Below are 22330 nucleotides of genomic sequence, written 5' to 3' on the forward strand. Positions count from 1 at the left end.
GCGGGTGTCGCGCGGCGCGGCCATCGTCCTCGCGAACGCCTCCGCGGCCTATGACGGGCGCCCGGTCCTGTCGGGCCTCGACCTGACCGTGCGGGCGGGCGAGCGGGTCGCGCTCATGGGGCGCTCGGGCGCCGGCAAGTCGACCCTGATCGGCCTGATCCACGGGCAGGCGCCCGATCGGGTGGCGCTGGTGCCCCAGGCCGCCGCCCTGGTGCGGCCGCTCTCGGTGTTCCACAACGTCTACATGGGCCGCCTCGACCGGCGCTCGACCCTGCACAACCTGCGCACTCTGGTCCGGCCGGCGCGGGCCGACGTCGCCGCCGTGGAGGCGGTCCTCGACCGGGTCGGGCTCGCGGACCGGCTCTGGGCCCGGGCCGGGGCACTCTCCGGCGGCCAGCAGCAGCGCGTCTCGGTGGCCCGCGCCCTCTACAACGGCCGGCCGATCCTGGTCGGGGACGAGCCGGTCTCGGCTCTGGACCGCCGGCAGGGCGGCCGGATCCTCGCCGAGCTGGCCCGCGGCCACGAGACCCTGATCCTGGCGCTCCACGACGTGGCCCTGGCGCTCGCCCACACCGACCGGATCGTGGTGCTGGAGGCCGGCCGGATCGTCCTCGACGCGCCCTCGGCCGGCCTCGATCCGGCGCGGCTCAGCCCGTTCTACGGGACCGCCTGATGCGCAAGGCCGCGCGCAAGGCCGCGCGTGAGGCCGCGCGCAAGCCCGCGTTCAAGGCCGCGTCCAAGGCCGTGTCCAAGGCCGCGCGCCTGCCGCGGCCGGGCTACGGGGCGGTGAGCCGCTGGTTCCTGGCCGCGGCGCTCGGCGGCCTGCTGGTGGCCGACCTGCAGGTCACGACGCTCCACCCCTTCGCCGACCTCGCCCGGCTCCTCGGCGGCCTGATCCGGCCCGACTTCCCCGCCGTGGAGGGCTGGAGCGTCGTCTACACCGTGGCTTTCGCGATGCTGGGCGTCGGGCTCGGGGCCGGGGCGGGGCTGCTGCTCGCCGTCCCCTTCGGCCGCTCGCGCGCCGTCCGGCTCGCCTGCGCGGGCCTGCGCGCCGTCCACGAGCTGTTCTGGGCGCTGCTGCTGATGCAGGTCTTCGGCCTGTCGGCGACCACCGGCGTGCTCGCCATCGCGCTGCCCTACGCGGGCATCTGCGCCAAGGTCTACGCCGAGCTGATCGAGGAGGCCGACCTCGCGGCGCTCCGGGTCCTGCCCGCGGGCACCGGCGCGGTCTCGGCCTTCCTGTACGCGCGCCTGCCCGAGGTGGCCGGGCGGATGCGCGACTACACCCTCTATCGCCTGGAATGCGGCCTGCGCTCCAGCCTCGTGCTCGGCTTCATCGGGCTGCCGACCATGGGCTTCGCCTTCGAATCCGCCTTCCGCCAGGGCCGCTACGCCGAGGCGGGGGCGCTGCTCCTGATCTTCTACGCGCTGATCGGCACGCGGCGGCTCTGGGTGCGCGCCCGGACCCTGCCCGTCCTGCTCGTCGGGTCCGCGCTGGCGCTGCCGGCGACGGTCGGCAGCGCGGCGGTCGGCCCGAGCCTCGCCCGCTTCCTCGGCCACGACGTCGTGCCGGCCCCGCTCCGGGGCGCGTCGCTCGCCGAGCCCGAGACCTGGGCGCGGCTCTGGTCGTGGCTGCGCCCGATCCTGACCGAGCAGGTCCTGCCCGGCACCGCCCAGACCCTGGTCCTGGCGCAGGTCGCCCTGGCCGCCGCCGCCCTCGGAGCCCTCGTCCTGTTCCCGCTGACCGCGCGGCGCTTCGCAGGCCCGGTCGGGCAGCCGCTGGGGCGGGCGCTCCTCGTGGTGGTGCGCTCCACGCCGGACTACATGCTGGCCTATGTGGGCCTGCAGCTGCTCGGCCCCTCGATGCTGCCGGCGATCCTGGCGCTGGCGCTGCACAATGCCGGCATCGTCGCCTACCTGATGGGCCGGCACGCCGACGCGATCCCCTACCGGGCGGACGCGCCGCGGGGCCTCGACCTCTACGCCTACGAGACCGTGCCGCGGCTCTACGGGCAGTTCCTGGCCTACCTGCTCTACCGCTGGGAGCTGATCCTGCGGGAGAGCGCGATCTTCGGGATCCTGGGAGTCACGACGCTCGGCTTCTACGTGGACGCCGCGATCTCGGAGCTGCGCCTCGACGTGGCCGCGGTGCTGATCGCCGCCACCGCCCTGATGACGGTGGCGGTCGACGCGTTCTCGCGGGCGCTGCGCCGGTCCCTGCGGATCGACGCCCTGCCGACCCGGCTCTCCGGGCCGCAGCCGATCACCGGGGCGGAGGCGGCGAACGGCTGATCCGGGCGCAGCGGATCACGACGACCGGGCGGTCACGACGGGGACCGCCCGAGCCGCCTCACCACTTGTAGCTGACCTTCGCCAGCACCCGCCGGGCGTCGCCGTAGAAGCACGACACGTTCGACTGGCAGGAGGCGACGTAGCGCCGGTCGGCGAGGTTCGAGGCGTTCACCTGGAAGCGCCAGTTCTCGTAATCGTAGTGCACCTGCGCGTCGAACAGCACGTAGTCGGGCACCCGCAGGGTGTTGCCGACATCCGCGAACGAGCTGCCGACGTAGCGCACGCCGCCGCCGAAGCCGAAGCCGCGCCACGGCCCGAGCGGGATGGTGTAGTCGGCGAACAGCGAGGCCAGGGTCTGCGGGATGTTGACCGGCGTCTTGCCGACCCGCACCGGATCGGCGTCCCGGATGGTGGTGAAGTCGAACTTGGTGAAGGACGCCACGAGGTTGAGGCCGTCGGCGACGTTGGCGACGAGCTGCGCCTCGAAGCCGGTGGAGCGCACCGCGCCGACCTGGGTCTGGAAGATCGTGTTCACCGGGTTGGGGGTGAGCACGTTGTTGCGGTGGATGTCGAAGCCCGCCAGCGTCAGGAAGTAGCCCTGGCCCGGCGGCTCGAACTTGACGCCGCCCTCGACCTGATCGCCGGTATCGGGCCTGAAGGTGCGGTTGTTGATGTCCACGCCGATCTGGGGCTGGAACGAGGTCGCGTACATGATGTAGGGCGCGAGGCCGAAGTCGAAGTTGTAGATCGCCGCCGCCCGGTAGGTGAAGGCGCTGTCGTTGCGGCCGTTGGTGTTGGCGGGAGTCAGGCGGTCATAGACGGTGTTCTGGACGAAGTCCTGGCGGCCGCCGAGGATCAGGGTCAGCTCCGGGGTGAGCTTGATCTGGTCCTGGAAGTACAGGCCGACCTGCTGGAACGAGTTGGCGTTGATCAGGTAGGGCGAGGCCGAGACCGTCTGCGGACCGTAGATCGGCGCGAGGATGTTCAGGTCGGGCCCGGGGAAGCCCGAGGCCTGGTTGTCGTGGATCTGGAAGTTCCGGTACTCGACGCCCATCAGGAAGTCGTGGCGGAAGAAGCCGTCGGAGAACTTGGCCTCGGCCTGGGTGTCGACGTCGAGCTGCGCGATCTTGGCGGAATCCCGGAACAGGTAGCGGCCGAGCTGGGTCTGGAGCGGGTCGGTGTAGCCGAGCTGGCCGATGTAGGAATTCTGGAAGCTCTGCGTGTAGCCGTAGCGGGCGTTCTGGCGCACCGCCCAGGTGTCGTCGAAGACGTGCTCGAACTCGTAGCCGATGAAGGCCTGGTCGCGCCGGAAGGTGTTGAAGCCGGCATCGCCCACGTTGAGCGAGCGCGGGATGCGCAGGCCGAGCACGGTCGGCCGGGCCGTGCCGTAGTAGGGCAGGAAGTTCGCCGTCACCGCCGTGTTGTCGTGCTGGAAGCTCGACAGGACCGTGAACTTGGTCGACCCGTCCGGCTTATAGGTGAAGGCCGGGGCGATGTAGTAGCTGTCGTCCGGCGCCCCCTGGACCTGCGTGCCGCCGTTGCGGGCGTAGCCGGTGAGCCGGGTGAACCAGTGCCCCTCGGCGTCGGCCGGGCCGCCGACGTCGAAGGCGGCGTAGCGCTGGTCGAAGGAGCCGCCGCCGACCTCGACGAGCCCGAACGGGGTCTCGGTCGGGCGCTTGCTGATCTGGTTGATCAGGCCGCCGGGATTGCCGGCGCCGAACAGCACCGCGGAGGGGCCGCGCAGCACCTCGATCCGCTCCAGCCCGAACGTGTTCACCCGGCTGTAGGCGAAGCCGTAGTTCAGGAGCTGCAGGCCGTTGAGGTAGAGGCCGTAATCGCTGACCACGAAGCCGCGCAGCTGGAAGAAGTCGAGGCGCGTGTCGGCGCCGAAGGTGCCCGCGTAGGTGCCGGCGACGTACTGGGTCGCCTGGGTGAGGGTCTGGGCGTTCTGGGTGTCGAGCTGCTGCCGGCCCACGACGGTGATCGATTGCGGGGTCTCGATCAGCGGCGTGTTGGTCTTGGTCGCGGTCGCCGAGCGCCGGGCCACGTAGCCGTCGATCGGGCCGGTCGGGCTCTCCGCGGCCCGCACGGGCGCGCCGGCGGGGGCCCCGGAGGCCGGGCCGCCGCCCTGGCCGGTGACGCTCAGCTCCCCGAGCTGCACGCTGCCGCCGGCCGGCGGGTTGGCGCCGCCGCGGCGCGGCGCCGCGTCCTGGGCGAGGCTCGGCGCGGCCTGCGCCAGCACGGCGAGCGAGGCGCCGGCGAGCAGGGCGCGCAGGGTGGGGCGGGGGTGGACGGCTCTCATGGTCCCTTGCCGGATGCGACGCTGCGGGCAGCCGGCCGCGCGCGCCGGATTCGCCCCCGACGTCTCAGCCGCGCTGTTTAGAATTGTGATAAACTACTGTAATACTTGATCTTTCTATACACCGGACTACGGACAGCCGCGCGCGGCCGCAAGCGGCCTTCACGCGGAAGGCGACGGCTGTTGCCGTAGCGACACGTATCGGTGGCGCGGCGGAGGCGGCCCCGCGGGGCTACTTCACGCGGCCCGCGAGCCAGCCGGCCAGGACGTCCGCGACGGCGTCGCTGTTCGTCTCCAGCATCATCATGTGGCCGTTGCCGTGGAGGCCCTGGTCGGCCAGCCGGACCACGTCCGGCCTGGCGCCGGCCTGGGTCAGGAACGCGACGGTGCAGTCGTCGTAGGTGGCGTGGAAGGAGGCCTCCGCGGTCACCACCACGGCCGGCACCTTGGCGAGGTTCGGCAGGGTCCGGACCGGCTCGCCCTGCAGCCAGCAGCGGATCCGCCCGTCCGCCGCCCTGTCGGGCCTGGACTCGGATCCCTTGGCCTGCTGCGCCACCGTCAGGTCCTCGGGCGCCTTGACCGGCGGGTCGAAGGTCAGCGGCATGCGGGTCAGCCCGTAGGCGCGGGCGCGCCCGTCGCCGGTCTTCTCCCAGAACTCCTTGCCGCCGCGGAACTGCACGTCGAAGAAGGGCGGGCCGTTCGGCTCGACGGCGACGTGCGCCTTCACGAGGTCCGGCCGCGCGTCCGAGGCCGCCCAGCCGAACAGGGCCGCCTGGCCGTGGGTGACCAGGATCGCCGGCCCGATCCTGTCGAGGAGCGCCACCAGCGCGGGGTCGACCCATTCCTCGGTCTGCTGGCTGTTGGCGAGGAACGGGACCTGGCTCGCGAAGAACTGGTCGAAGGCGGCGTTGCCCTGCACGCCGGGCCCCTCCGGCCAGCGGGTGTGGAGCTTGGCCTGCGGGTAGAGGTCGTAGACCTCCGGGGCCGTGTGGGTGCGCTCCAGGCTGCGGGTCCCGAGCCGGTCGTAGGGGCCGTAGACCTCCGGGTTGGTGCCCGAGCGCCCGCGCCCGACCTGATCGACCACGTAGACCTGGTAGCCCTTCTCGACGAAGCGCTGCACCCAGCCGGGGCGGCCGTCCGCGGTGGCGAGGTAGTTCACGCCGGTCTGGGCGAGGCCGTGCACCATCACCACCGGGTAGGGCTGCGTGATCCGGGCCGGGGTGCGCGACTGCACGAACATCTGGCCGACCATCACGGTCTTGTCGCCGAGCTTCTGGTAGCGGCCGCCGATGTAGAAGTAGCCGGCGCGGGTCACCGGCTCGGCCGGGCCCGGCTCCGCCGCCCGCGGGCGGGGCGGGCCCGGCGGGGCGGGCGCCGCCTTGCCGCCGCCTGGGGCGCGGCATCCGGGCGGGGCGCGGCTGGGACGGGACGGCCCCTGGCCCGCCCCGGGCCCGGGCCGGCCCGGCCCCCAGCCCGGCGGCCATCCCTGCGGCCAGCCCTGCGGCCAGGACCAGCCCCTGACCGGCGCGGCGCGCCGCGCGGGTGCCGTTCGCGATGCCGCCCGCGATGCCGCTGCCGGCCATGCCGTCTCTCCCGGATGCGCGCCGCTCCGCGCCGGCGCTTATTGCGGGAAACGCAACGTTCGGCCAGCCGGGAAAGCTGCGCGGTCCCGCGCGATCACGCCCCGGTCGGACGAAGCGTCGCGGTAACCTCAATCGCGGCCGAGCCCGGCCCTCCGCGCATGCCAGGCGCGACCGCGGCGGTGCTGGCGCGGCGCGGGCGGCGCGCCCACCTTGAGGGGGCACCGGCGCCGCCAGCGGCGCCCCCCGCCCGGATCGCCCGCGGCGGGGCGAAGCCAAGGACTCCCGCCGTGGATCCCGAAACCGCCAAGACCCTGGTCTCCGCCGCCCTGGTCGCCTCCATCATCCTGTTCAGCCTCGTCTCGCTCCAGGCGTTCGTCGCCCAGATCCTGGCCGACCTCCGCGACGCCGGCTCCGCCCCGAAGGCCGTGCCGGTGCCGGTCCGCGCCGACCGACGGGATCCGCCGCAGGCCTGACCGGCCCGCGACACCGGGGCCGGGCGTCGGGGCCCGATCCCGGCCCGGCGCCGATCAGGCCCCGTCCTGCCGGGCCCGCTCCCGCAGGATGAACTTCTGCACCTTGCCGGTGGAGGTCTTGGGCAATTCGCCGAAGATGACGTGGCGGGGGAGCTTGTAGGAGGCCAGCCGCCCCCGGCACCACTGGATCAGCTCGTCGGCCGTGGGGGCCGCGCCGGCCTTGAGCTCGACGAAGGCGCACGGAGTCTCGCCCCATTTCGCGTCGGGCCGCGCCACCACCGCGGCCGCGGCCACCGCCGGGTGCTTGAACAGGGCGTCCTCGACCTCGATCGACGAGATGTTCTCGCCGCCCGAGATGATGATGTCCTTCGAGCGGTCCTTGAGCTGCACGTAGCCGTCCGGGTGCTTCACCCCGAGGTCGCCGGTGCGGAACCAGCCGCCCGCGAAGGCGGCCCGCGTGGCGGCCGGGTTCTTCAGGTAGCCGCGCATCACCACGTTGCCGCGCATCATCACCTCGCCGATCGTCGCCCCGTCGGCGGGCACCGGCTCCAGCGTCTCCGGGTCGCGGACGTCGAGGGCCTCGAGCACCGGGTAGCGCACCCCCTGGCGGGCCTTCTTGGCCGCCCGCTGGTCGGCCGCCAGGGCGTCCCAGTCGGCGTGCCAGGCGTTGACGACCGCCGGCCCGTAGCTCTCGGTCAGGCCGTACAGGTGGGTCACGTCGAACCCGGCCTCCGACATGCCGGCCAGCACCGCCTCCGGCGGCGGCGCCGCGGCGGTGAAGAAGGCGACGCGCCGGGGCAGGTCGCGGCGCTCGGCGTCGGGGGCGTTGATCAGCATCTGCATGACGATCGGCGCGCCGCAGAGATGCGTGACCCCGTGCTCGGCCATCAGCCGGTACATCGCCTCCGCCCGCACCTGACGCAGGCAGACATGGGTCCCGGCCACGATCGACAGGGTCCAGGGGAAGCACCAGCCGTTGCAGTGGAACATCGGCAGGGTCCAGAGATAGACCGGGTGCTGGCCGAGCCCGCCCGTGATGACGTTGCCGAGCGCCAGCAGCGCCGCCCCGCGATGGTGGTAGACCACGCCCTTCGGGTCGCCGGTGGTGCCCGACGTGTAGTTCAGGGTGATCGCGTCCCACTCGTCGTCCGGCAGACGCCAGTCGTGCTCCGGGTCGCCCCCGGCCAGGAAGGCCTCGTAGTCGGTCGCGCCGAGGCGGGCGCCCGGGCCGTCATATTCGGGATCGTCGACGTCGATCACGAAGGGCTTGGTGGCGAGCCCCTCCAGGGCCGCGGCGGCCGTCCGGGAGAACTCGCGGTCGGTGATCAGCACCGCGGCCTCGCCGTGCTGCAGGCAGAAGCGGATCGCGTCGGCGTCGAGGCGGGTGTTGAGGGTATTGAGCACCGCCCCGGTCATCGGCACGCCGTAGTGGCACTCGATCATCTCGGGGGTGTTGGCGAGCAGCGCCGCCACGGTGTCGCCGCGGCCGATCCCGCGCGCCGCCAGCGCCGCGGCGAGGCGGCGCGCCCGGGCGTAGACCTCCCGGTAGGAGCGCCGCAGGGGGCCGTGGACCACCGCGACGTGGTCGGGGAACACCCGCGCGGCCCGGTCCAGGTAGAGCAGGGGCGTCAGCGGCTGGTGGTTGGCCGGGACGCGGTCGAGGTCGCGGTCGTAGATCGTGTCGCGGGCCATCCCCGTCCTCCCGGCAATGTGTTGCCGGGACAGTAGCTTGCCGGAACGGGCGCGATCAATCGGTCCGGCGGGGCTTCCGCGCCGTCGACCCGGGGGCGCGGCGTGTCACGCCGCGTAGGCGGCCCGGTGCGGGCCGCGTGTCACGTCGCGTCGCGTGGCCCGCCCGGTGGCCCGCCCGGTGGCGCTCCCGGTGGCGCGCTCAGTGGCGCGGCTCGTCCTCGGGCTCGGGCAGGAAGCGGGCGAGCTCGAAGCCGATCTCGATCATCAGGTGCTCGATCCGGTCGGTGAGCGTCGGCCGGTGCAGGGCGCGGGCGAGGTCGCGCAGGGCGATGATGTGCTCGGCCATCCGGTTCACCACCCGCTCGCTCTGCACGAGGTTGGCAGCCTGCTCCTCGGTGCGGTCGATGGCGATGCCGCGCCCCCGGGTCGCCCCGCCGGCGGGGTCCCGCTCGATTCGGCCGCGCATCAGCAGCGTGCGGATCCCGGTGCGCGTGTCCGCCGTGCGGAACTCCGCCTCGACGGGACCGCCGGTCTCGGCCACCGCGTGGAGATAGCTCTCGATCCGGACGCGGTCCTCGGGGTGGGTGCGGTCGAGGAAGGCCTCCAGGGAGACGCCGGCCGCGGCCGCCTCGGGGTCCAGGCCGAGCAGATCCGCGAGCGAGGCCGAGAGCGCCAGCTGCCCCGCCCAGTAATCGTGCGCCCAGGTGCCGACGACGCCGGAGGCTTCCAGAATGGATTGCGGGATCGGGGCTTCGGACATGCCATTCCTCGACGGGGCGATCCTTGCCTTTAAACTTGAGGTTTTCACCCCCGCCAAGCTCCTCGTCTCACCCGCGCTCACGCTACGGTATCCGGGCGTCGCTGGAAAGGCTGTTAACCCTCTATATGCCAAGAATCTTAACTTGAAGTTTAGACTGCTGTCCTGCTGCGGTGCTGGCGGGCGATATCCGGAAGGGACAGCCGTCTTAACGGGTCGTTAACCATGCCGGCCCCAACCTGTGCCGGGACATCCTTGGGTCACAGGATCGCGGCACGCCCCGAATCCGATACCTGAGGTTGGCACAGACGGCGCGGCGACCGGCGGTTGCGGGCGCCCGGACGGATGCATGGGGCCTTCTGGAGGACGCCCGGGATGAAAGCGATCACCTTCGTCACGCAGAAGGGCGGCAGCGGCAAGAGCACGCTGTGCATCTCCCTGGCGGTGGCCGCCCGGGAGGCGGGCCACACGGTCTGCATCCTGGAGATGGACCGGCAGGCCACGATCTCCGACTGGCTGGACCACCGCACGGCGGACGGTCCCGAGGTGGCGCAGATCGACGCCACGCAGATCGACGCCGTGATGGAGCGCCTGCGCGACTCCGCCTACGACTACGTGTTCATCGACACGCCCGGCGTCGATTCCACCGGCACCCTGTCGGCGATCCGCGCCGCGGATCTGTGCATCATCCCGTGCCGGCCGACCCCCGCGGACCTGCGGGCGTTCAAGCCGACCCTGGCCGCCGTCTACCGGCTGGAGAAGAAGTTCGCCTTCGTGCTGAACCAGACCCCGCCGCGCTCCTACCGGGTCCGCGACGCCGCGGACGGGCTCGCGGTGCTCGGCATCCTGCCCGACGTGAACATCGTCGCCCGCACCGACCACCAGGACGCGATCGGCCTCGGCCAGGGCGTCACCGAGTTCAACCCCAAGGGCCAGGCCGCCGGCGAGGTCCGCCGCCTCTGGTCGTGGATCGAGCGCCGCACGCAGTCCCTGAGGACGGGCCAGCATGTCCAAGCCGCCTAAGCTCAGCCTCGCGGCGATCGTGGCCTCGGCGAGCCCGCCGGCCCGGCCCCTGGCGGCCCGGCCGCAGGGCGCCGAGATCGTGTCGCTCACCCTCGCGCCCCCGGCGCCGAAGCAGGCGGCCACGCTCAAGCAGCGCGCCCGCCAGATGTCGGTCTACCTGGAGCCGCCGGTCTACGACCAGCTGCGCGACCTCGCCTACGCCGAGCGGACCAAGATGCACGCGCTGATGCTGGAAGGCCTCGACCTGCTGTTCAAGCAGCGCGGCGCCCAGTCGATCGCGCAGCTCACCGACACGCAGTCCCGCTGAGGGCGGACCGGCCCGTACCCGGGGCGGCGCGTCCGCTCCGGGTACGGGCCGCCGCTGCGCGTGCGGCGCCTTCCGGCCATCCGGCGCCGCGGCGCCGGACTCGGGCACCGACGCCGGCCCTCGGGTGCGGGCTCGCCCGCGGCATCCCGGCGCGACGGCGCGGAGGGACGGCGCGGAGGGACGGCGCGGAGGGACGGCGCGGATCAGCCGGCCCGCGGCCTCCGCACCGGCCCGGTCCCGAGCCGCCGCGATCCTGGCCGCGCCTCCACACGGAAAAGTGGAGCGCCGCGCTCCGGGACGGCCGGATGCGCGCGCCAACGCGATCCTGACAAATTCGTTTCTGAAACAAGCATTTGCCCGCCGATCCTCGCGCAACGCTCGAGATCTGGCCGGCCGCACGGCCCGCGTCCTGAACCCGGCCGCGCCCCATCGTTCAGGCTTCCTTTACGCGACCGCTACAAATCTGGGTGGACCGATCGCGGCCCAGTGCACGCGGCCGGCTCCGGTCCGGTCGGGCCCCGGTCACGCGTAGAGTTTGGTGAACCCCACGATGGTGCGCACGACGCTTCCCCGGCCGGCGCGCCTCGCCCTGCGGCTCATGGCCGTCTCGGGCGTGGCCCTGGCCACGGCCAACTGCGCGACCTCGCCCCAGCAGAAGCTCGCCGCGGGGAACGGGATCGACCCGAAATACGGGGTCAAGGCGAGCCCGCGCCTCTACAACGAGGGCGACGTGATCCCGAAGGGCGGCGGGCGCCGCTACACCGGCAAGCCCTACGTGGTGGCCGGCCAGACCTACGTGCCGAAGGAGAATCCGAACGGCTACGTGCGCGAGGGGCTGGCCTCCTGGTACGGCGCGGCCTTCCACGGCCGCATGACCGCCAACGGCGAGGTCTTCGACCGCCACTCGATCGCCGCCGCCCACCCGACCCTGCCGCTGCCGAGCTACGCCCGGGTGACGAACCTCGACAACGGCTACTCGATGCTGGTGCGCGTCAACGACCGCGGCCCCTACCATGCCGGCCGGGTCATGGACGTGTCGGAGGAGGCGGCCGACGCGCTGGGCTTCCACCGGAAGGGCACCGCGCGGGTGCGCGTCGAGTATGTCGGCAAGGCCTCGGTGGCGGGCAGCGACGACCGCAAGCTCCTCGCCAGCCTGCGCACCGACGGGCGGCCCGCCGGCCGCTCGACCGTGATGATGGCCGATCTCGGCCCGACGGAGGACACGGAGCGCTACACGCGCACCGCCCCGGCTCTGGCCTTCAAGCCCGCCGAGGCGGAGGAGGCCGGGACGGCGCCCGCCGAGGCCCCGGCCGCCCGGCCCGAGCGGACGGCGCCGGTGCGCGCGCCGATCGTGCTGGCTCGGCCGCCGTGACGGTCCCGGCGGCCGTGCAGCCCCGCCCCGCGGGTGCGCGAGTTCCGGCCCGCCCCGTGCCGGCCGTCGCGGCCAGGGCGGCCTCGGACCGGGGCCGTCAAGGTCGCGGGTCTCAATCCGGCCCTGCCCCGGCCCTGCCCGGCGCGCGCCGCCGTCGCACGGTCATGCCGCCGGAAAGCCCGGCCGAAGGCCGGCGGCGGCCCCGGCGACGCCCGCCGAGGCCCACGCCGGCGGTCCCGGCGCCCGGACCGTCAAGCTCGCCAAGGCAGCGTGCGGGCCGTCTCCGCGCAGCACGGCGCGTCCCCGGCCGCGATGCCGGCCGCGATGCCGGCCTCGGCCAAGCTCGCCATGGCGCGCCTCGCCGCGGTGCCGGCCAAGGGGTTGGCCGCGAAGGGCGGCGCGCCCGCCGGGACCGGCTCCGCCAAGACGGCCCCCAAGGCCCCCGCCGCCAAGGGGCCGGCCACCAGGACCGCCGCGAAGGCCGGCCACGCCCGCCTCGCCGGGATCTACTGACGGCGGCCCCGGGATCCGACGCGGATCCGCCCGGGCCCCGGCCGGCCCGCCGCCCCGGACGCGGCCGCCCTCCGCCCGACGGATGCGGCGGGCGATGCGGCATTTCGCATTCGATCCGGCGCCGAAACCGTAATATGGTCACGCTTGTTATTGGGATACGGCCGGGATGTGTCCGGTCCGACGGCAGGCGCGGGACGGAACGGTGATGCGCAGACCCCTTCTCACCCTTCTCGCGGCCGCCTGCGCGCTGGGCGCCGGCCTCGCCGCCGCCGCCGCGCAGAGCTTCCAGACCGCGGCCCCGCACGCGATCCTGATCGACGCCGATTCCGGCTCGGTCCTGTTCGAGAAGGCCGCCGACGAGCGCTTCTCCCCGGCCAGCATGGCCAAGCTGATGACCACCGACATCGTGTTCGAGGCGCTGAAATCCGGCCGCCTGTCCATGGACACGGAGTTCACCGTCACCGAGGACGCGTGGAAGCGCGGCGGCGCGGGCGGGGGCGGCTCGTCGATGTTCGCGCAGGTCAACAGCCGCATCAAGATGGCGGACCTGCTGCGCGGCCTGATCGTGCAGTCGGGCAACGACGCGGCCATCACCATCGCGGAGAACATGGCCGGGTCCGAGGAGGCCTTCGCCGGGCTGATGAACCAGCGCGCCAAGGAGATCGGGCTGACGAACTCGACCTTCCGCAACGCCACCGGCTACTCGGCGCCCGACCAGAAGGTCACGGCCCGCGACATGGCGAAGCTCGCGCTGCACATCATCGACACCTACCCGGACTACTACAAGATCTTCTCCGAGAAGGAGTTCACCTGGAACAAGATCCGCCAGCAGAACCGCAACCCGCTGCTGGCCCTCGACATCGGCGCGGACGGGCTCAAGACCGGCTACCTGGAGGAATCCGGCTACGCGCTCACCGGCTCGGCGGTGCAGAACGGCCAGCGGCTCGTGCTGGTGGTCTCGGGGCTCAAGACCGCCCGGGACCGCGCCTCCGAGTCGCGCAAGCTGATGGAGTGGGGGTTCCGCGCCTTCGAGCCCCGGCAGGTCTTCGCGCCGGGCGAGACCGTGGCCGAGGCCTCGGTGTTCGGCGGCCAGTCGGGCTCGGTGCCGCTGGTGGCGAAGAAGCCCGTGCGGGTGCTGCTGCCGCGGGGCTCCAGCGACCGGGTCAGCGCCAGGGCGATCTATACCGGGCCGCTCATCGCCCCCGTGGAGGAGGGCCAGCGGGTCGGAATCCTGCGCGTCCAGCGCGGCGACACCGTCGCCCTCGACCAGCCGCTCTTCGCCGGCGCCGCGGTGGAGCCCGGCACCCTGTCGCAGCGGGCGATGGACGCGGCGCTCGAATTCGGCACCGGCCTCGTCCGCAAGGCCCTCGACCGGGCCGGCAAGGGCGGGGACAAGGGCGGGGACAAGGGGGCCGGGGCCGACAAGGGCGCTGCCGGGGCGGCCAACCCGTCGTGACGGCGCGCGCGTGACCGGGCCGCGTCTCGGGGATCCCGCCGCGGCGGGCGGCACCTTCATCACCTTCGAGGGCGGGGAGGGGGCCGGGAAATCGACCCAGATCGCCCGCCTCGCCGCGACCCTGCGCGCGCGCTCGGGCCGGCCCGTCTGCGTGACGCGCGAGCCCGGCGGCTCGCCGCGGGCGGAGGAGATCCGCGCGGCGCTGCTCGACGGCGTCGCCAAACCCTACGGCCCGTTCGCGGAGGCCCTGCTGTTCAGCGCCGCCCGGATCGACCACCTCGACCGGCTGATCCGCCCGGCTCTGCGCCGGGGCGAGACCGTGCTGTGCGACCGGTTCATCGACTCGACCCGGGCCTACCAGGGCGCCGCGGGCGGGCTCGACCCCGGGATCGTGGACGCCCTGGAGCGGGTCGTCGTCGGACCGACCCGGCCCGACCTCACCCTGATCCTCGACCTCGCCCCCGAGTCCGGCCTCGCCCGCGCGGCCGGGCGCGGCGCCCGGACGGGGCAGGGGGCCGACCGGTTCGAGGCCGAGGCCCTCGACTTCCACGTCCGGCTGCGGGAGGCCTTCCTGGCGATCGCCGGCGCGGAGCCGGACCGCTGCGCGGTGATCGACGCGTCCCGCGATCCCGACGCGGTCGAGGCGGCGGTCCGCGCCGCCGTCGCGTCCCGGCTGCCGGCGCTCCTGCCCGACCGGCCGGCGGGTGCGGGCCGGAGCGGCGACGCCGCGTGAGCGGCGGGGTGAGCGGCGGGGTGAGCGGCGGGGTGAGCGGCGGGGTGAGCGGCGGGGTGAGCGGGGCGATTCCCGGCCCGACCGGTCCCATCCGGGCCGGCGGCCGTGTAAGCAGCCGCGCGGGCGCGCCGACCGGAGCGGAGCCCGCCGGCCCGCGCCGCGAGACCCACTCCATGAAGCCCGTCCCATGAAGCCCGTCCTATGAAGCCAGCCGCATGAAGCCCGTCCCATGAAGCCCGCCGACCGCGCCGCCGACGACGTCGAGCCCGGGGACCTCGCCGGGATCCCGCGCCCGCGCGAGACCCTCGGGCTCGTCGGCCACGCGGCGGCGGCCGACGCCTTCGCGGCGGCCATCGCGGCGGGGCGCCTGCACCACGCGTGGCTGATCGGCGGCGCCCCCGGCATCGGCAAGGCGACCCTGGCCTACCGGGTCGCCCGGCGCCTGCTCGCCTACCCCGCGGGCGGGGGCCCGGCGGGCCTCGCCGTGCCGGCGGGCGACGCCGTCCTCGGCAAGGTGGCGGGCCTGTCGCACCCGAACCTCGTGGTCCTGCGCCGCCACCGGAGCGCCGGCGCCAAGACGCTGCCGACCAAGATCTCGGTCGACGCGGTGCGCCGCGCCCTCGACCTGTTCGCCTCGACGGCCGCGGATTCCGGCTGGCGCGTCTGCATCCTCGACAGCGCCGAGGACCTGAACGCCAACGCCGCCAACGCCCTGCTCAAGGTCCTGGAGGAGCCGCCGCCGCGCGCGCTGTTCCTGATCCTGTCGCACCAGCCCGGCCGGCTGCTCCCGACCATCCGGTCCCGCTGCCGGGCGCTGATGCTGCGCCCCCTCCCGGCCGAGGACGTCGCCCGGGTGGTGCGCGGCCTGCCCGAGCCCTTCCCGCAGCCCGACGAGACCGCCCTGGCCCGGGCGCTGGCCCAGTGCGAGGGCTCGGTCGCCCGCGCGCTCGCGATGCTCGACCCGGTCACCGCCGGCCTCGTGGCCGAGATCGAGACCCTCCTGGCGCGGGCGCGCACGCCCGACTGGGGCCGGGTGCTCAAGCTCGCCGAGACCCTGGCGGGCCGCGACGCCGAGGCGCGGTTCGAGGCCGCCCAGGACGCGGTCCTGCGCTTCGTCTCGGCCGAGATCGACCGGCGCCGGGACGAGCCCCCCGCCCGCCTCGCCGCCCTGGTGGAGGTCGCCGACCGGTTCGGCCGCGCCGCCCGGGAGGCGGCGATCTACAACCTCGACCGGCGCCCGGTGGTGCTGTCGCTGTTCGGGGATCTCGCGGCGGTGGCGTAGGCCCGGCGGGCACCCGTCCTCGCGCCCGGATCCGGCGCCCGGCTCCGGCGTCCGGATCCCGCGTCCGGATCCGGCCTGCCGCCGGCGTGGAACCGTCCGGCCCGCCCCCCGTTGTCCGCGCGATGACAGCATGCTGTCATTTCGACAACACCCTGCCATCAGGATGCGCCCCATGGAGCCCGATCCGCCCCGGACAGCGCCCGACCGCGACCGGATCCGGCACGCCCTGTCGGACCTCGTGGTCGCGGTGTTCCGCCTCAACGGCGACCTGCTCGCGGCGGGCGACGCGCTGGTGCAGGACCTCGGGCTGACCAGCGCCCGCTGGCAGGTGCTGGGGGCCATCGCCCTCGCGCCGGCGCCGCTGCCCGTCGCCCACATCGCCCGCAACATGGGCCTCGCCCGCCAGTCGGTGCAGCGCCTCGTCGGCGAGATGCGGGCCGACGGGCTGATCCGGCTCGCGCCCAACCCCCACCACCGCCGCGCGCCCCTCGTCGCCATGACCCCGCGGGGCGCGGAGGCCTACCGGCAGGCGATGGCGCGCAACGCCCTCTGGTCGGACGGTCTCACCGCGGGTCTCGCGCCCGAGGCCGTCGAGGCCGCCGCCGCGCTCCTGCAGAGCCTGCAGCGGCGGATCGGCGCCTCCCACGGCGCCATCGCGTCCATCGCCGCGGAGGCTCGGCAGGAGAGGCCGCACGAGACGCCGCAGAAGACCCGACAGGAAACCCGACCGGAGACCGACCGATGACCGACGCCAACGCCGCCCCGGGCTACGACACCGACGTGATCGTCGTGGGCGCGGGCCCCATCGGCCTGACCGCGGGCTGCGCCCTGCGCCATCACGGCGTGTCGTGCCTGCTCCTCGAGCAGCGCACGGAGGTCAGGGCGTACTCGCGGGCCAACAACCTCTGGGCCCGCCCGCAGGAGCTGCTCGCCGGCATCGGCCTGCGCGACGCCCTGGCGGAGAACGCCTACGCGGTCCGCACCATCAACTTCTTCGTCGACGGCGCGCCGACGACGCCCATCCCCATCGCCGACGTCGCCAGCCCCCATCCCGACGTCCTCTACAGCGGGCAGGACGTGATCGAGCGGACCCTGATCGACGCGTTCGAGGCCCGCGGCGGCCGGCTGGAGCGGGGCTGCACGGTCACCGGCATCGACCAGGACGGGGCAGGGGTCACCGTGACCCTCCGGCGGGGCGCGGACGGGCCGGAGACGCGGCTGCGCGCCCGCTACTGCGTGGCCGCCGACGGGGCCCGGAGCACGATCCGCGCCCGGCTCGGCCTGGATTTCGAGCCCGAGCGGCTCGCGGGCTGCATGAACCGGCAGGTCGACGCCCGGCTGTCCTGGCGGCGCGGCTCCGAGCCGGACCAGCTCTGGTTCTTCTACTACCCGGGCGGCTTCGCCGGCATCATGCCGGTCTGGGGCGGCTACCACCGGCTGTTCTTCCTGGCCGACGACGCCGGCGTGCCGGACCGCGACCCGACGCTCGACGAGATCCAGGCGCTCGCCCGGGAGGTGACCGGCGACGAGACCCTCACCCTGAGCGACCCGCAATGGCTCACCCACAGCCGCTTCGCCTACGGGGTCTCCCCCGGCTACGCGCGGGGCCGCGTGTTCCTGGCGGGCGATGCCGGGCACCTGTCCCTGCCGATCGGCGGCCAGGGCATGAATGCCGGCCTCCACGACGCGGTCGAGATCGCTTGGCGGCTGGCCATGACCCTGCGGGGCGAGGCGGCGCCCGCCATCCTCGACTCCTACGACGGCGAGCGCGGCGGCGAGCACGCCCGGCTGAGCGCCCAGCAGGTGCGCGGGTTCCGGTGGACCGTCTACCGCGGCGCCGTCACCGACACGGTGCTGGGGCTGGCCGCGAAGGCGCTGCCGAACCTGGGCTCCCTGCTGCAGGGGACGGACGACATGCAGCAGATGGGCGTCGCCTATCCCGGGAGCCTCCTGAACGCGGATCACCTGTCCGGCCTGGCGGACCTGGGACACCTGCTGCGGCCGGGGCCGAAGCCGGGCCAGCGCGCGCCGGACGCGCCGGTGACGCGGGACGGGGCGCGCACGCGCCTGTTCCCGTTCCTCTACAACCCGGACGGGTGGACGACGGGCTGGGCGCTCCTGTGCTTCGACGGACGCTCCCCCGAGGCGGCCCCCGCCCTTCTGGAGGCGGTCCGGGCCGTCGCGCCCTGGCCCTGGCTGCGTCCGCGGCTCGTCCTCGCCGGCCCCCTGATCGCGGCGGGGGCGGTGCCCGTCCTGTCGGACCTCGACGGCCGGGCGCACGGCGCCTACGGGCTGGAGGGCCGGCCGGCGCTCGTGCTGGTGCGCCCGGACGGGCACATCGCCTTCCGGAGCGGCGCGGACCGGACCGACCGCCTGGTCGCGTATTGCCGCGCGCTCTTCGACGCGGCGGACCGCGCGGCCGGGGACGCGGCCGGGGACGCGGCCGGAGACGCGGCGCGGCCGGAGGCGGCTTGCGCCGGGTGAGGGTTGCGGGGGGCCGCGGCCCCGAGGGCCTCCCCCGGGGCGCCCCTCGTCCCGCCGCCGCGCCCCGGCCGCCCGCGACGGGCACCGACATCGCGGCGCCTCACGGATCCGGCCGGCTGCCGGACAGGCGCAGGGCGGCGGCCTCCCGGTAGGCGCGGGGCGACAGGCCGTGGCGGTCCTTGAAGCGCCGCGCGAAATGGGCCTGGCTCGCGAAGCCGCACTCGTAGGCCACGACGCCGATCGGGCGGTGCAGGCTGACCGGATCGGAGAGGCCCTTGGCTGCCGCCGCGAGGCGGCGCTCCCAGATCCAGTCGGAGATGTGCTGGCCGCGCTCGTGGAACAGCTCCTGGAGCCGGCGCAGGGACACGCCCATCGCGGCGGCGAGCCGGGGCGGATCGAGGGACGGCTCGCCGAGATTCGCCTCGACATGGGCCTTGGCGCGCTGGACGACGACGCTGCCGTGCAGGGTACGCGGCACCTCCCGGGCCATCCGCTCGGCGAGGGCGGCCACGATCAGATCGACGCCGATGGCCGCCATGCGCTCGGCCGCCTCGGGAGAGAGCCGCCGGTTCACCCGGAGCAGATCCCCGAAGAAGGTCGTCACCAGCCGGGTCGTCGCCGATTCGGCGGTCATCGTCAGGGCCGCGAACAGCCGAGCCGGCCCGAGCACGCCCTCGAGGCGCTCCCGCGGCAGGGCCATGACCAGGGTCTGGCCATCCGTGCGCGCGTCCAGCAGGCCCGGGTGATGGTCGACGACGGTGAAGTCTCCGGCGCCCTGCAGCGCCTCGCGACCGTGCTGCTGGAAGGTCGACGACCCGGCGAGGCGGAAATTCACGCGGATGAGCCCGTCCGGCCGGCGCCGGACCGTGTCGGCGGTGATCGTGGTCGTGATGGCGCCCTGGGTGATCCGGCTGAATGTCAGCGGACCGACGGCGCCGATCTCGATCTCGCCCGCGAACGGCCCGTCGGCGCGGCGGCGCTGCTCGACCGGCCCGATCCGGTCGGCGACGACCTCCTGCCAGAGCTTGAAGCGCGTCCGGGGATGGATCCCGGCCGTCGAGAAGACCCGGCGCATCAAGGGACTCGGGGAGCGGCTGCCGCGCGGCCCGCGGAGGGCCTGTCCGCCGGACGGAACCGGCCGCCCTGAAGGGCGATCCGAGGACCGGTATTGGATTGCGCCGATACCATTCTAAATTAATCTCTTTCGTTCTAATAATGCTTTCGTCAAAAATATTACGCTATCAAACGTCCATGATTCTGTTTTTATGAGCAATTTATACGCTTTATCACGTCGAACCTCGCCGAATAATGCCGGCAATACAGGACACGTCGCGCTCATACGCGACGATACTGCCGGCCTCAAGAGGGGAGAACAGCTTCACGCGCGCGCTCTACGCCCGCGAGCTTGCGGCGTCCCGGCGCAGGCGCGACGTCGACGGCGCCGGTCGAGGGCGGGCTGCGTCCCGCGGCGGCGTCCCGCGCCGACGGCGTCGGCGGGCCCGGGATCGGGTCGACGTCGCGACGCGCCGGCCGCGGAGCGGTGTCCCATCATCCTTCGAGCCTTGACAATCTTCCTATTTTGTGCTTCCTGACCGCACCTGTCCGCGGCGCCTCGGGAGCGATCCCGGGGCGTCCTTCGGGGGCCTGCCCGGTGGCTGACCGGTCGGGTCCGGGGACGGGGCGGCGCCCGCGTCGGTGGCTCTCAGCCGCCATCGCCCCGGGCGGCGGACCGGTGCGGGGCGTGCCTCGGACGCGGGCGTGAGACCGGGCGGCACTCTGCCCGGCGGGGGAGGAAATGCCCCCGCGCCGACCCGCCTCTGGGCTGACCCTGAGCGACCTGCGGACCCGCCCACGACGAGGCGGGGGACGGCTGGAAGGCCACGGCGCCGATGCGGGTTCCGGGGGTTGCGGGCACGGCGTGCGCGCACCTCGCCCGAGACCGCTAACGGGGAGTCGCAGGACCGGGACGTCGGAGACGCCGCGACGAGAAAGACGGCAGCGGCCGGGGGAGAGGCCCGGCCGGTGCCGCGGGGCGCCGCGGGGATCGGATCCCGCGCGTACCTGGCCGACACCTGGGTTCCCGCGGCGTCCCGCGTCCCTCGTGCGGTCTCCCGGGCCATGCCCCCGGCGCCCAGGCGCGCGGGGACGACGACGCGTGTCCGCAAGCCGGCGGGTGCTCTCTCGGCGGCCCCGGCCGGGCGCCGCCCTCGCGGGCGGCGACGGTTGCGTCCCGGCGCCGGCCGCGCGACAACGCGGGCAGCTTCCCGCGCTCGTCTTCCCGCGCTCATCCGGAACACCACAGACGTGACGTCCAACGCCCCGGCGCATCCCCGAAAGACCTTCGCTCTCTCGACCGCGATCTCCTACCCCAACGGCGCGCCCCATATCGGCCACGCCTACGAGGTGATCGCCGCCGACGCGATCGCGCGCTTCCACCGGCTCGACGGCTACGACGTGCTGTTCTCCACCGGGACCGACGAGCACGGGCTGAAGATCCAGCAGGCCGCGACCCGGGCCGGCACCACCCCGCGCGCCTTCGTGGACGGCACCGCCGCCCGGTTCCAGGCCATGGCCGACCGGATGGACTGCGCCTACGACCGCTTCATCCGCACCACCGAGCCCGGCCACTACGCGGCCGCCCAGGAGATCTGGCGGCGGATGGAGGCCAACGGCGACATCTACCTCGACAAGTACGCCGGCTGGTACTCGGTCCGCGACGAGGCCTATTACGACGAGGCCGAGACTCGGCTCCTGGAGGACGGCAGCCGCCGCAGCCTCGCCACCGACACGCCGGTCGAGTGGATGGAGGAGGAGAATTTTCTGTTCCGGCTCTCCGCCTACCAGGACAGGCTGCTGAAGCTCTACGACGAGCAGCCCGGCTTCATCGGGCCGGACACCCGCCGGAACGAGGTGGCGAGCTTCGTGCGCTCGGGCCTCAAGGACCTCTCGGTCAGCCGCACCAATTTCGACTGGGGCGTGCCGGTGCCCGGCCATCCGAACCACGTCATGTACGTGTGGGTCGACGCGCTCACCAACTACCTGACGGTGACGGGCTTCCCCGACGCGTCCGATCCCCGAAAAGAATTCTGGCCGATGGACCTGCACGTGATCGGCAAGGACATCGTGCGGTTCCACGCGGTCTACTGGCCGGCCTTCCTGATGTCGGCCGGGCTGCCGCTGCCCAAGCGGGTCTTCGGCCACGGCTTCCTGCTCTCCAAGGGCGAGAAGATGTCGAAGTCGCTCGGCAACGTCCTCGACCCGTTCGAGCTCGCCGACACCTACGGGGTCGACCCGGTGCGCTACTTCGTGCTGCGGGAGGTGCCGTTCGGCGGCGACGGCAGCTACAGCCACGAGGCGATCATCGTCCGGATCAACGCCGACCTCGCCAACGATCTCGGCAACCTCGCCCAGCGCTCGCTCTCGATGGTCGCCAAGAACTGCGACGGCGCGGTGCCGGATCCCGGCGCCCTGGACGCGGCCGACACGGCCCTGCTGGCCCAGGCCGATGCCCTGCCGGCGCGGGCCCGCACCCTCATGGGCGATCTGGCGCTGCACACCGTCCTGGCGGAGATCTGGGCCGTGGTGGCCGAGGCCAACCGCTACTTCGCCGCCCAGGAGCCGTGGAAGCTGCGCAAGTCCGACCCGGCGCGGATGAACGCGGTGCTCTACACGACGCTGGAATCCCTGCGCGTCTTCGGCATCCTGACCCAGCCCTTCGTGCCGGGAGCGGCGGCCAAGCTCCTCGACCTGCTGGCGGTGCCGGCCGACCGGCGCGGCCTCGCCGATGTGGGGGAGGGGGGCCGCCTCGTGCCCGGCACGGCGCTCCCCGCCCCCGCGCCGATCTTCCCGCGCTTCGAGCGCCCCGAGACGCCGTCCGCTTGATGGCCCCTGCCGCTTGATGGACCTTGCCGCCCGACGGCCCCGAGACCCGATGCTCATCGACAGCCACTGCCACCTCGACTTCCCGGATTTCTCCGCCGACCTGCCGGGCGTGATCGCCCGCGCCCGAACCGCCGGCGTGACCGGCATGCTCACGATCGCCACGCGGGTCGCCAAGGCCGACA

The 22330-nt window shown here is 73.9% G+C and carries 19 protein-coding genes (1 of these 19 running past the window's edge); 14 read left to right on the forward strand and 5 right to left on the reverse strand.

The annotated features are described in order from the left end of the window. Window positions 1-4 precede the first annotated feature (4 nt). Window positions 5-673 (forward strand): ATP-binding cassette domain-containing protein, encoded by a 669-nt coding sequence (locus tag BKE41_RS08820; protein ID WP_070999168.1) that lies wholly within the window; start codon window positions 5-7, stop codon window positions 671-673. Beyond that, a complete protein-coding gene (locus BKE41_RS08825; protein ID WP_245295931.1) occupies window positions 673-2292 on the forward strand; it encodes an ABC transporter permease in 1620 nt (539 codons plus the stop codon). The genes BKE41_RS08820 and BKE41_RS08825 overlap by 1 nt, the downstream gene beginning before the upstream one ends. A gap of 58 nt (window positions 2293-2350) precedes the next feature. Here the strand turns inward: BKE41_RS08825 and BKE41_RS08830 are convergent, their stop codons facing one another. Next, a complete protein-coding gene (locus BKE41_RS08830) occupies window positions 2351-4594 on the reverse strand; it encodes a TonB-dependent siderophore receptor (RefSeq protein ID WP_058607386.1) in 2244 nt (747 codons plus the stop codon). 229 nt (window positions 4595-4823) lie between these two features. After that, window positions 4824-5906 (reverse strand): alpha/beta hydrolase, encoded by a 1083-nt coding sequence (locus BKE41_RS08835; protein ID WP_199825836.1) that lies wholly within the window; start codon window positions 5904-5906, stop codon window positions 4824-4826. 555 nt (window positions 5907-6461) lie between these two features. On the opposite strand from BKE41_RS08835, the gene BKE41_RS08840 reads away from it, so the two are divergent. Continuing rightward, complete coding sequence (locus tag BKE41_RS08840) at window positions 6462-6647, forward strand: hypothetical protein (RefSeq protein ID WP_070999170.1); 186 nt, start codon at window positions 6462-6464, stop codon at window positions 6645-6647. Window positions 6648-6701: 54 nt separating this feature from the next. Here BKE41_RS08840 and BKE41_RS08845 read toward each other — a convergent pair whose 3' ends face one another. Then, window positions 6702-8339: an acyl-CoA synthetase gene (locus BKE41_RS08845; RefSeq protein ID WP_012318485.1), complete on the reverse strand. Its 1638-nt coding sequence runs from the start codon at window positions 8337-8339 to the stop codon at window positions 6702-6704. A 199-nt stretch (window positions 8340-8538) separates the two neighbouring features. After that, window positions 8539-9099 carry a PAS domain-containing protein gene (locus BKE41_RS08850; RefSeq protein ID WP_012318486.1) on the reverse strand — a complete coding sequence of 187 codons (561 nt, stop codon included), beginning with the start codon at window positions 9097-9099 and terminating at the stop codon, window positions 8539-8541. A 372-nt stretch (window positions 9100-9471) separates the two neighbouring features. On the opposite strand from BKE41_RS08850, the gene BKE41_RS08855 reads away from it, so the two are divergent. The 9 genes from BKE41_RS08855 to BKE41_RS08890 all read left to right on the forward strand — a co-directional run bounded on the left by BKE41_RS08855 (window position 9472) and on the right by BKE41_RS08890 (window position 18266). Beyond that, complete coding sequence (locus tag BKE41_RS08855; protein WP_012318487.1) at window positions 9472-10119, forward strand: ParA family protein; 648 nt, start codon at window positions 9472-9474, stop codon at window positions 10117-10119. Continuing rightward, window positions 10103-10426, forward strand: a complete 324-nt coding sequence (locus BKE41_RS08860; RefSeq protein ID WP_012318488.1) for a ribbon-helix-helix domain-containing protein — start codon at window positions 10103-10105, stop codon at window positions 10424-10426. The genes BKE41_RS08855 and BKE41_RS08860 overlap by 17 nt, the downstream gene beginning before the upstream one ends. 538 nt (window positions 10427-10964) lie before the next feature. Continuing rightward, window positions 10965-11798, forward strand: a complete 834-nt coding sequence (locus tag BKE41_RS32415; protein WP_280944520.1) for a septal ring lytic transglycosylase RlpA family protein — start codon at window positions 10965-10967, stop codon at window positions 11796-11798. Between the two features lie 270 nt (window positions 11799-12068). Then, a complete protein-coding gene (locus BKE41_RS32050; RefSeq protein ID WP_245295932.1) occupies window positions 12069-12311 on the forward strand; it encodes a hypothetical protein in 243 nt (80 codons plus the stop codon). Window positions 12312-12516: 205 nt separating this feature from the next. Beyond that, window positions 12517-13767: a D-alanyl-D-alanine carboxypeptidase family protein gene (locus BKE41_RS08870; RefSeq protein ID WP_083374332.1), complete on the forward strand. Its 1251-nt coding sequence runs from the start codon at window positions 12517-12519 to the stop codon at window positions 13765-13767. A gap of 10 nt (window positions 13768-13777) precedes the next feature. Continuing rightward, window positions 13778-14500, forward strand: a complete 723-nt coding sequence (gene tmk / locus BKE41_RS08875; RefSeq protein ID WP_012318491.1) for a dTMP kinase — start codon at window positions 13778-13780, stop codon at window positions 14498-14500. A 229-nt stretch (window positions 14501-14729) separates the two neighbouring features. Continuing rightward, the gene (locus tag BKE41_RS08880) at window positions 14730-15782 is read left to right on the forward strand and encodes a DNA polymerase III subunit delta' (protein ID WP_012318492.1); all 1053 of its coding nucleotides are present in this window, start codon (window positions 14730-14732) and stop codon (window positions 15780-15782) included. Between the two features lie 172 nt (window positions 15783-15954). Next, a complete protein-coding gene (locus BKE41_RS08885; protein WP_070999174.1) occupies window positions 15955-16527 on the forward strand; it encodes a helix-turn-helix domain-containing protein in 573 nt (190 codons plus the stop codon). Beyond that, window positions 16524-18266: an FAD-dependent monooxygenase gene (locus BKE41_RS08890; RefSeq protein WP_070999176.1), complete on the forward strand. Its 1743-nt coding sequence runs from the start codon at window positions 16524-16526 to the stop codon at window positions 18264-18266. The genes BKE41_RS08885 and BKE41_RS08890 overlap by 4 nt, the downstream gene beginning before the upstream one ends. Before the next feature lie 100 nt (window positions 18267-18366). Here the strand turns inward: BKE41_RS08890 and BKE41_RS08895 are convergent, their stop codons facing one another. Then, window positions 18367-19341, reverse strand: a complete 975-nt coding sequence (locus BKE41_RS08895) for a helix-turn-helix domain-containing protein (protein ID WP_070999178.1) — start codon at window positions 19339-19341, stop codon at window positions 18367-18369. A 1229-nt stretch (window positions 19342-20570) separates the two neighbouring features. On the opposite strand from BKE41_RS08895, the gene metG reads away from it, so the two are divergent. Together metG and BKE41_RS08905 are read left to right on the forward strand one after the other, a co-directional pair. Beyond that, window positions 20571-22148: a methionine--tRNA ligase gene (metG, locus tag BKE41_RS08900; RefSeq protein ID WP_070999180.1), complete on the forward strand. Its 1578-nt coding sequence runs from the start codon at window positions 20571-20573 to the stop codon at window positions 22146-22148. Between the two features lie 49 nt (window positions 22149-22197). Beyond that, a protein-coding gene (locus BKE41_RS08905) for a TatD family hydrolase (RefSeq protein WP_070999182.1) crosses the window boundary here: on the forward strand, window positions 22198-22330 show its start. The gene runs 668 nt beyond the window's last position; only the first 133 of its 801 coding nucleotides appear in the window; its start codon is at window positions 22198-22200; the stop codon falls past the right edge of the window.

This window comes from Methylobacterium sp. C1, from assembly GCF_001854385.1.
Taxonomy (GTDB): domain Bacteria; phylum Pseudomonadota; class Alphaproteobacteria; order Rhizobiales; family Beijerinckiaceae; genus Methylobacterium; species Methylobacterium radiotolerans.

Excerpts from the sequence above, each read along its gene's own strand:
- BKE41_RS08825 (WP_245295931.1), top strand. The coding sequence starts at position 673 with ATGCGCAAGGCCGCGCGCAAGGCCGCGCGTGAGGCCGCGCGCAAGCCC.
- BKE41_RS08830 (WP_058607386.1), bottom strand. The coding sequence starts at position 4,594 with ATGAGAGCCGTCCACCCCCGCCCCACCCTGCGCGCCCTGCTCGCCGGC.
- BKE41_RS08845 (WP_012318485.1), bottom strand. The coding sequence starts at position 8,339 with ATGGCCCGCGACACGATCTACGACCGCGACCTCGACCGCGTCCCGGCC.
- BKE41_RS08850 (WP_012318486.1), bottom strand. The coding sequence starts at position 9,099 with ATGTCCGAAGCCCCGATCCCGCAATCCATTCTGGAAGCCTCCGGCGTC.
- BKE41_RS08855 (WP_012318487.1), top strand. The coding sequence starts at position 9,472 with ATGAAAGCGATCACCTTCGTCACGCAGAAGGGCGGCAGCGGCAAGAGC.
- BKE41_RS08860 (WP_012318488.1), top strand. The coding sequence starts at position 10,103 with ATGTCCAAGCCGCCTAAGCTCAGCCTCGCGGCGATCGTGGCCTCGGCG.
- BKE41_RS08870 (WP_083374332.1), top strand. The coding sequence starts at position 12,517 with ATGCGCAGACCCCTTCTCACCCTTCTCGCGGCCGCCTGCGCGCTGGGC.
- BKE41_RS08880 (WP_012318492.1), top strand. The coding sequence starts at position 14,730 with ATGAAGCCCGCCGACCGCGCCGCCGACGACGTCGAGCCCGGGGACCTC.
- BKE41_RS08885 (WP_070999174.1), top strand. The coding sequence starts at position 15,955 with ATGGAGCCCGATCCGCCCCGGACAGCGCCCGACCGCGACCGGATCCGG.
- BKE41_RS08890 (WP_070999176.1), top strand. The coding sequence starts at position 16,524 with ATGACCGACGCCAACGCCGCCCCGGGCTACGACACCGACGTGATCGTC.
- BKE41_RS08895 (WP_070999178.1), bottom strand. The coding sequence starts at position 19,341 with ATGCGCCGGGTCTTCTCGACGGCCGGGATCCATCCCCGGACGCGCTTC.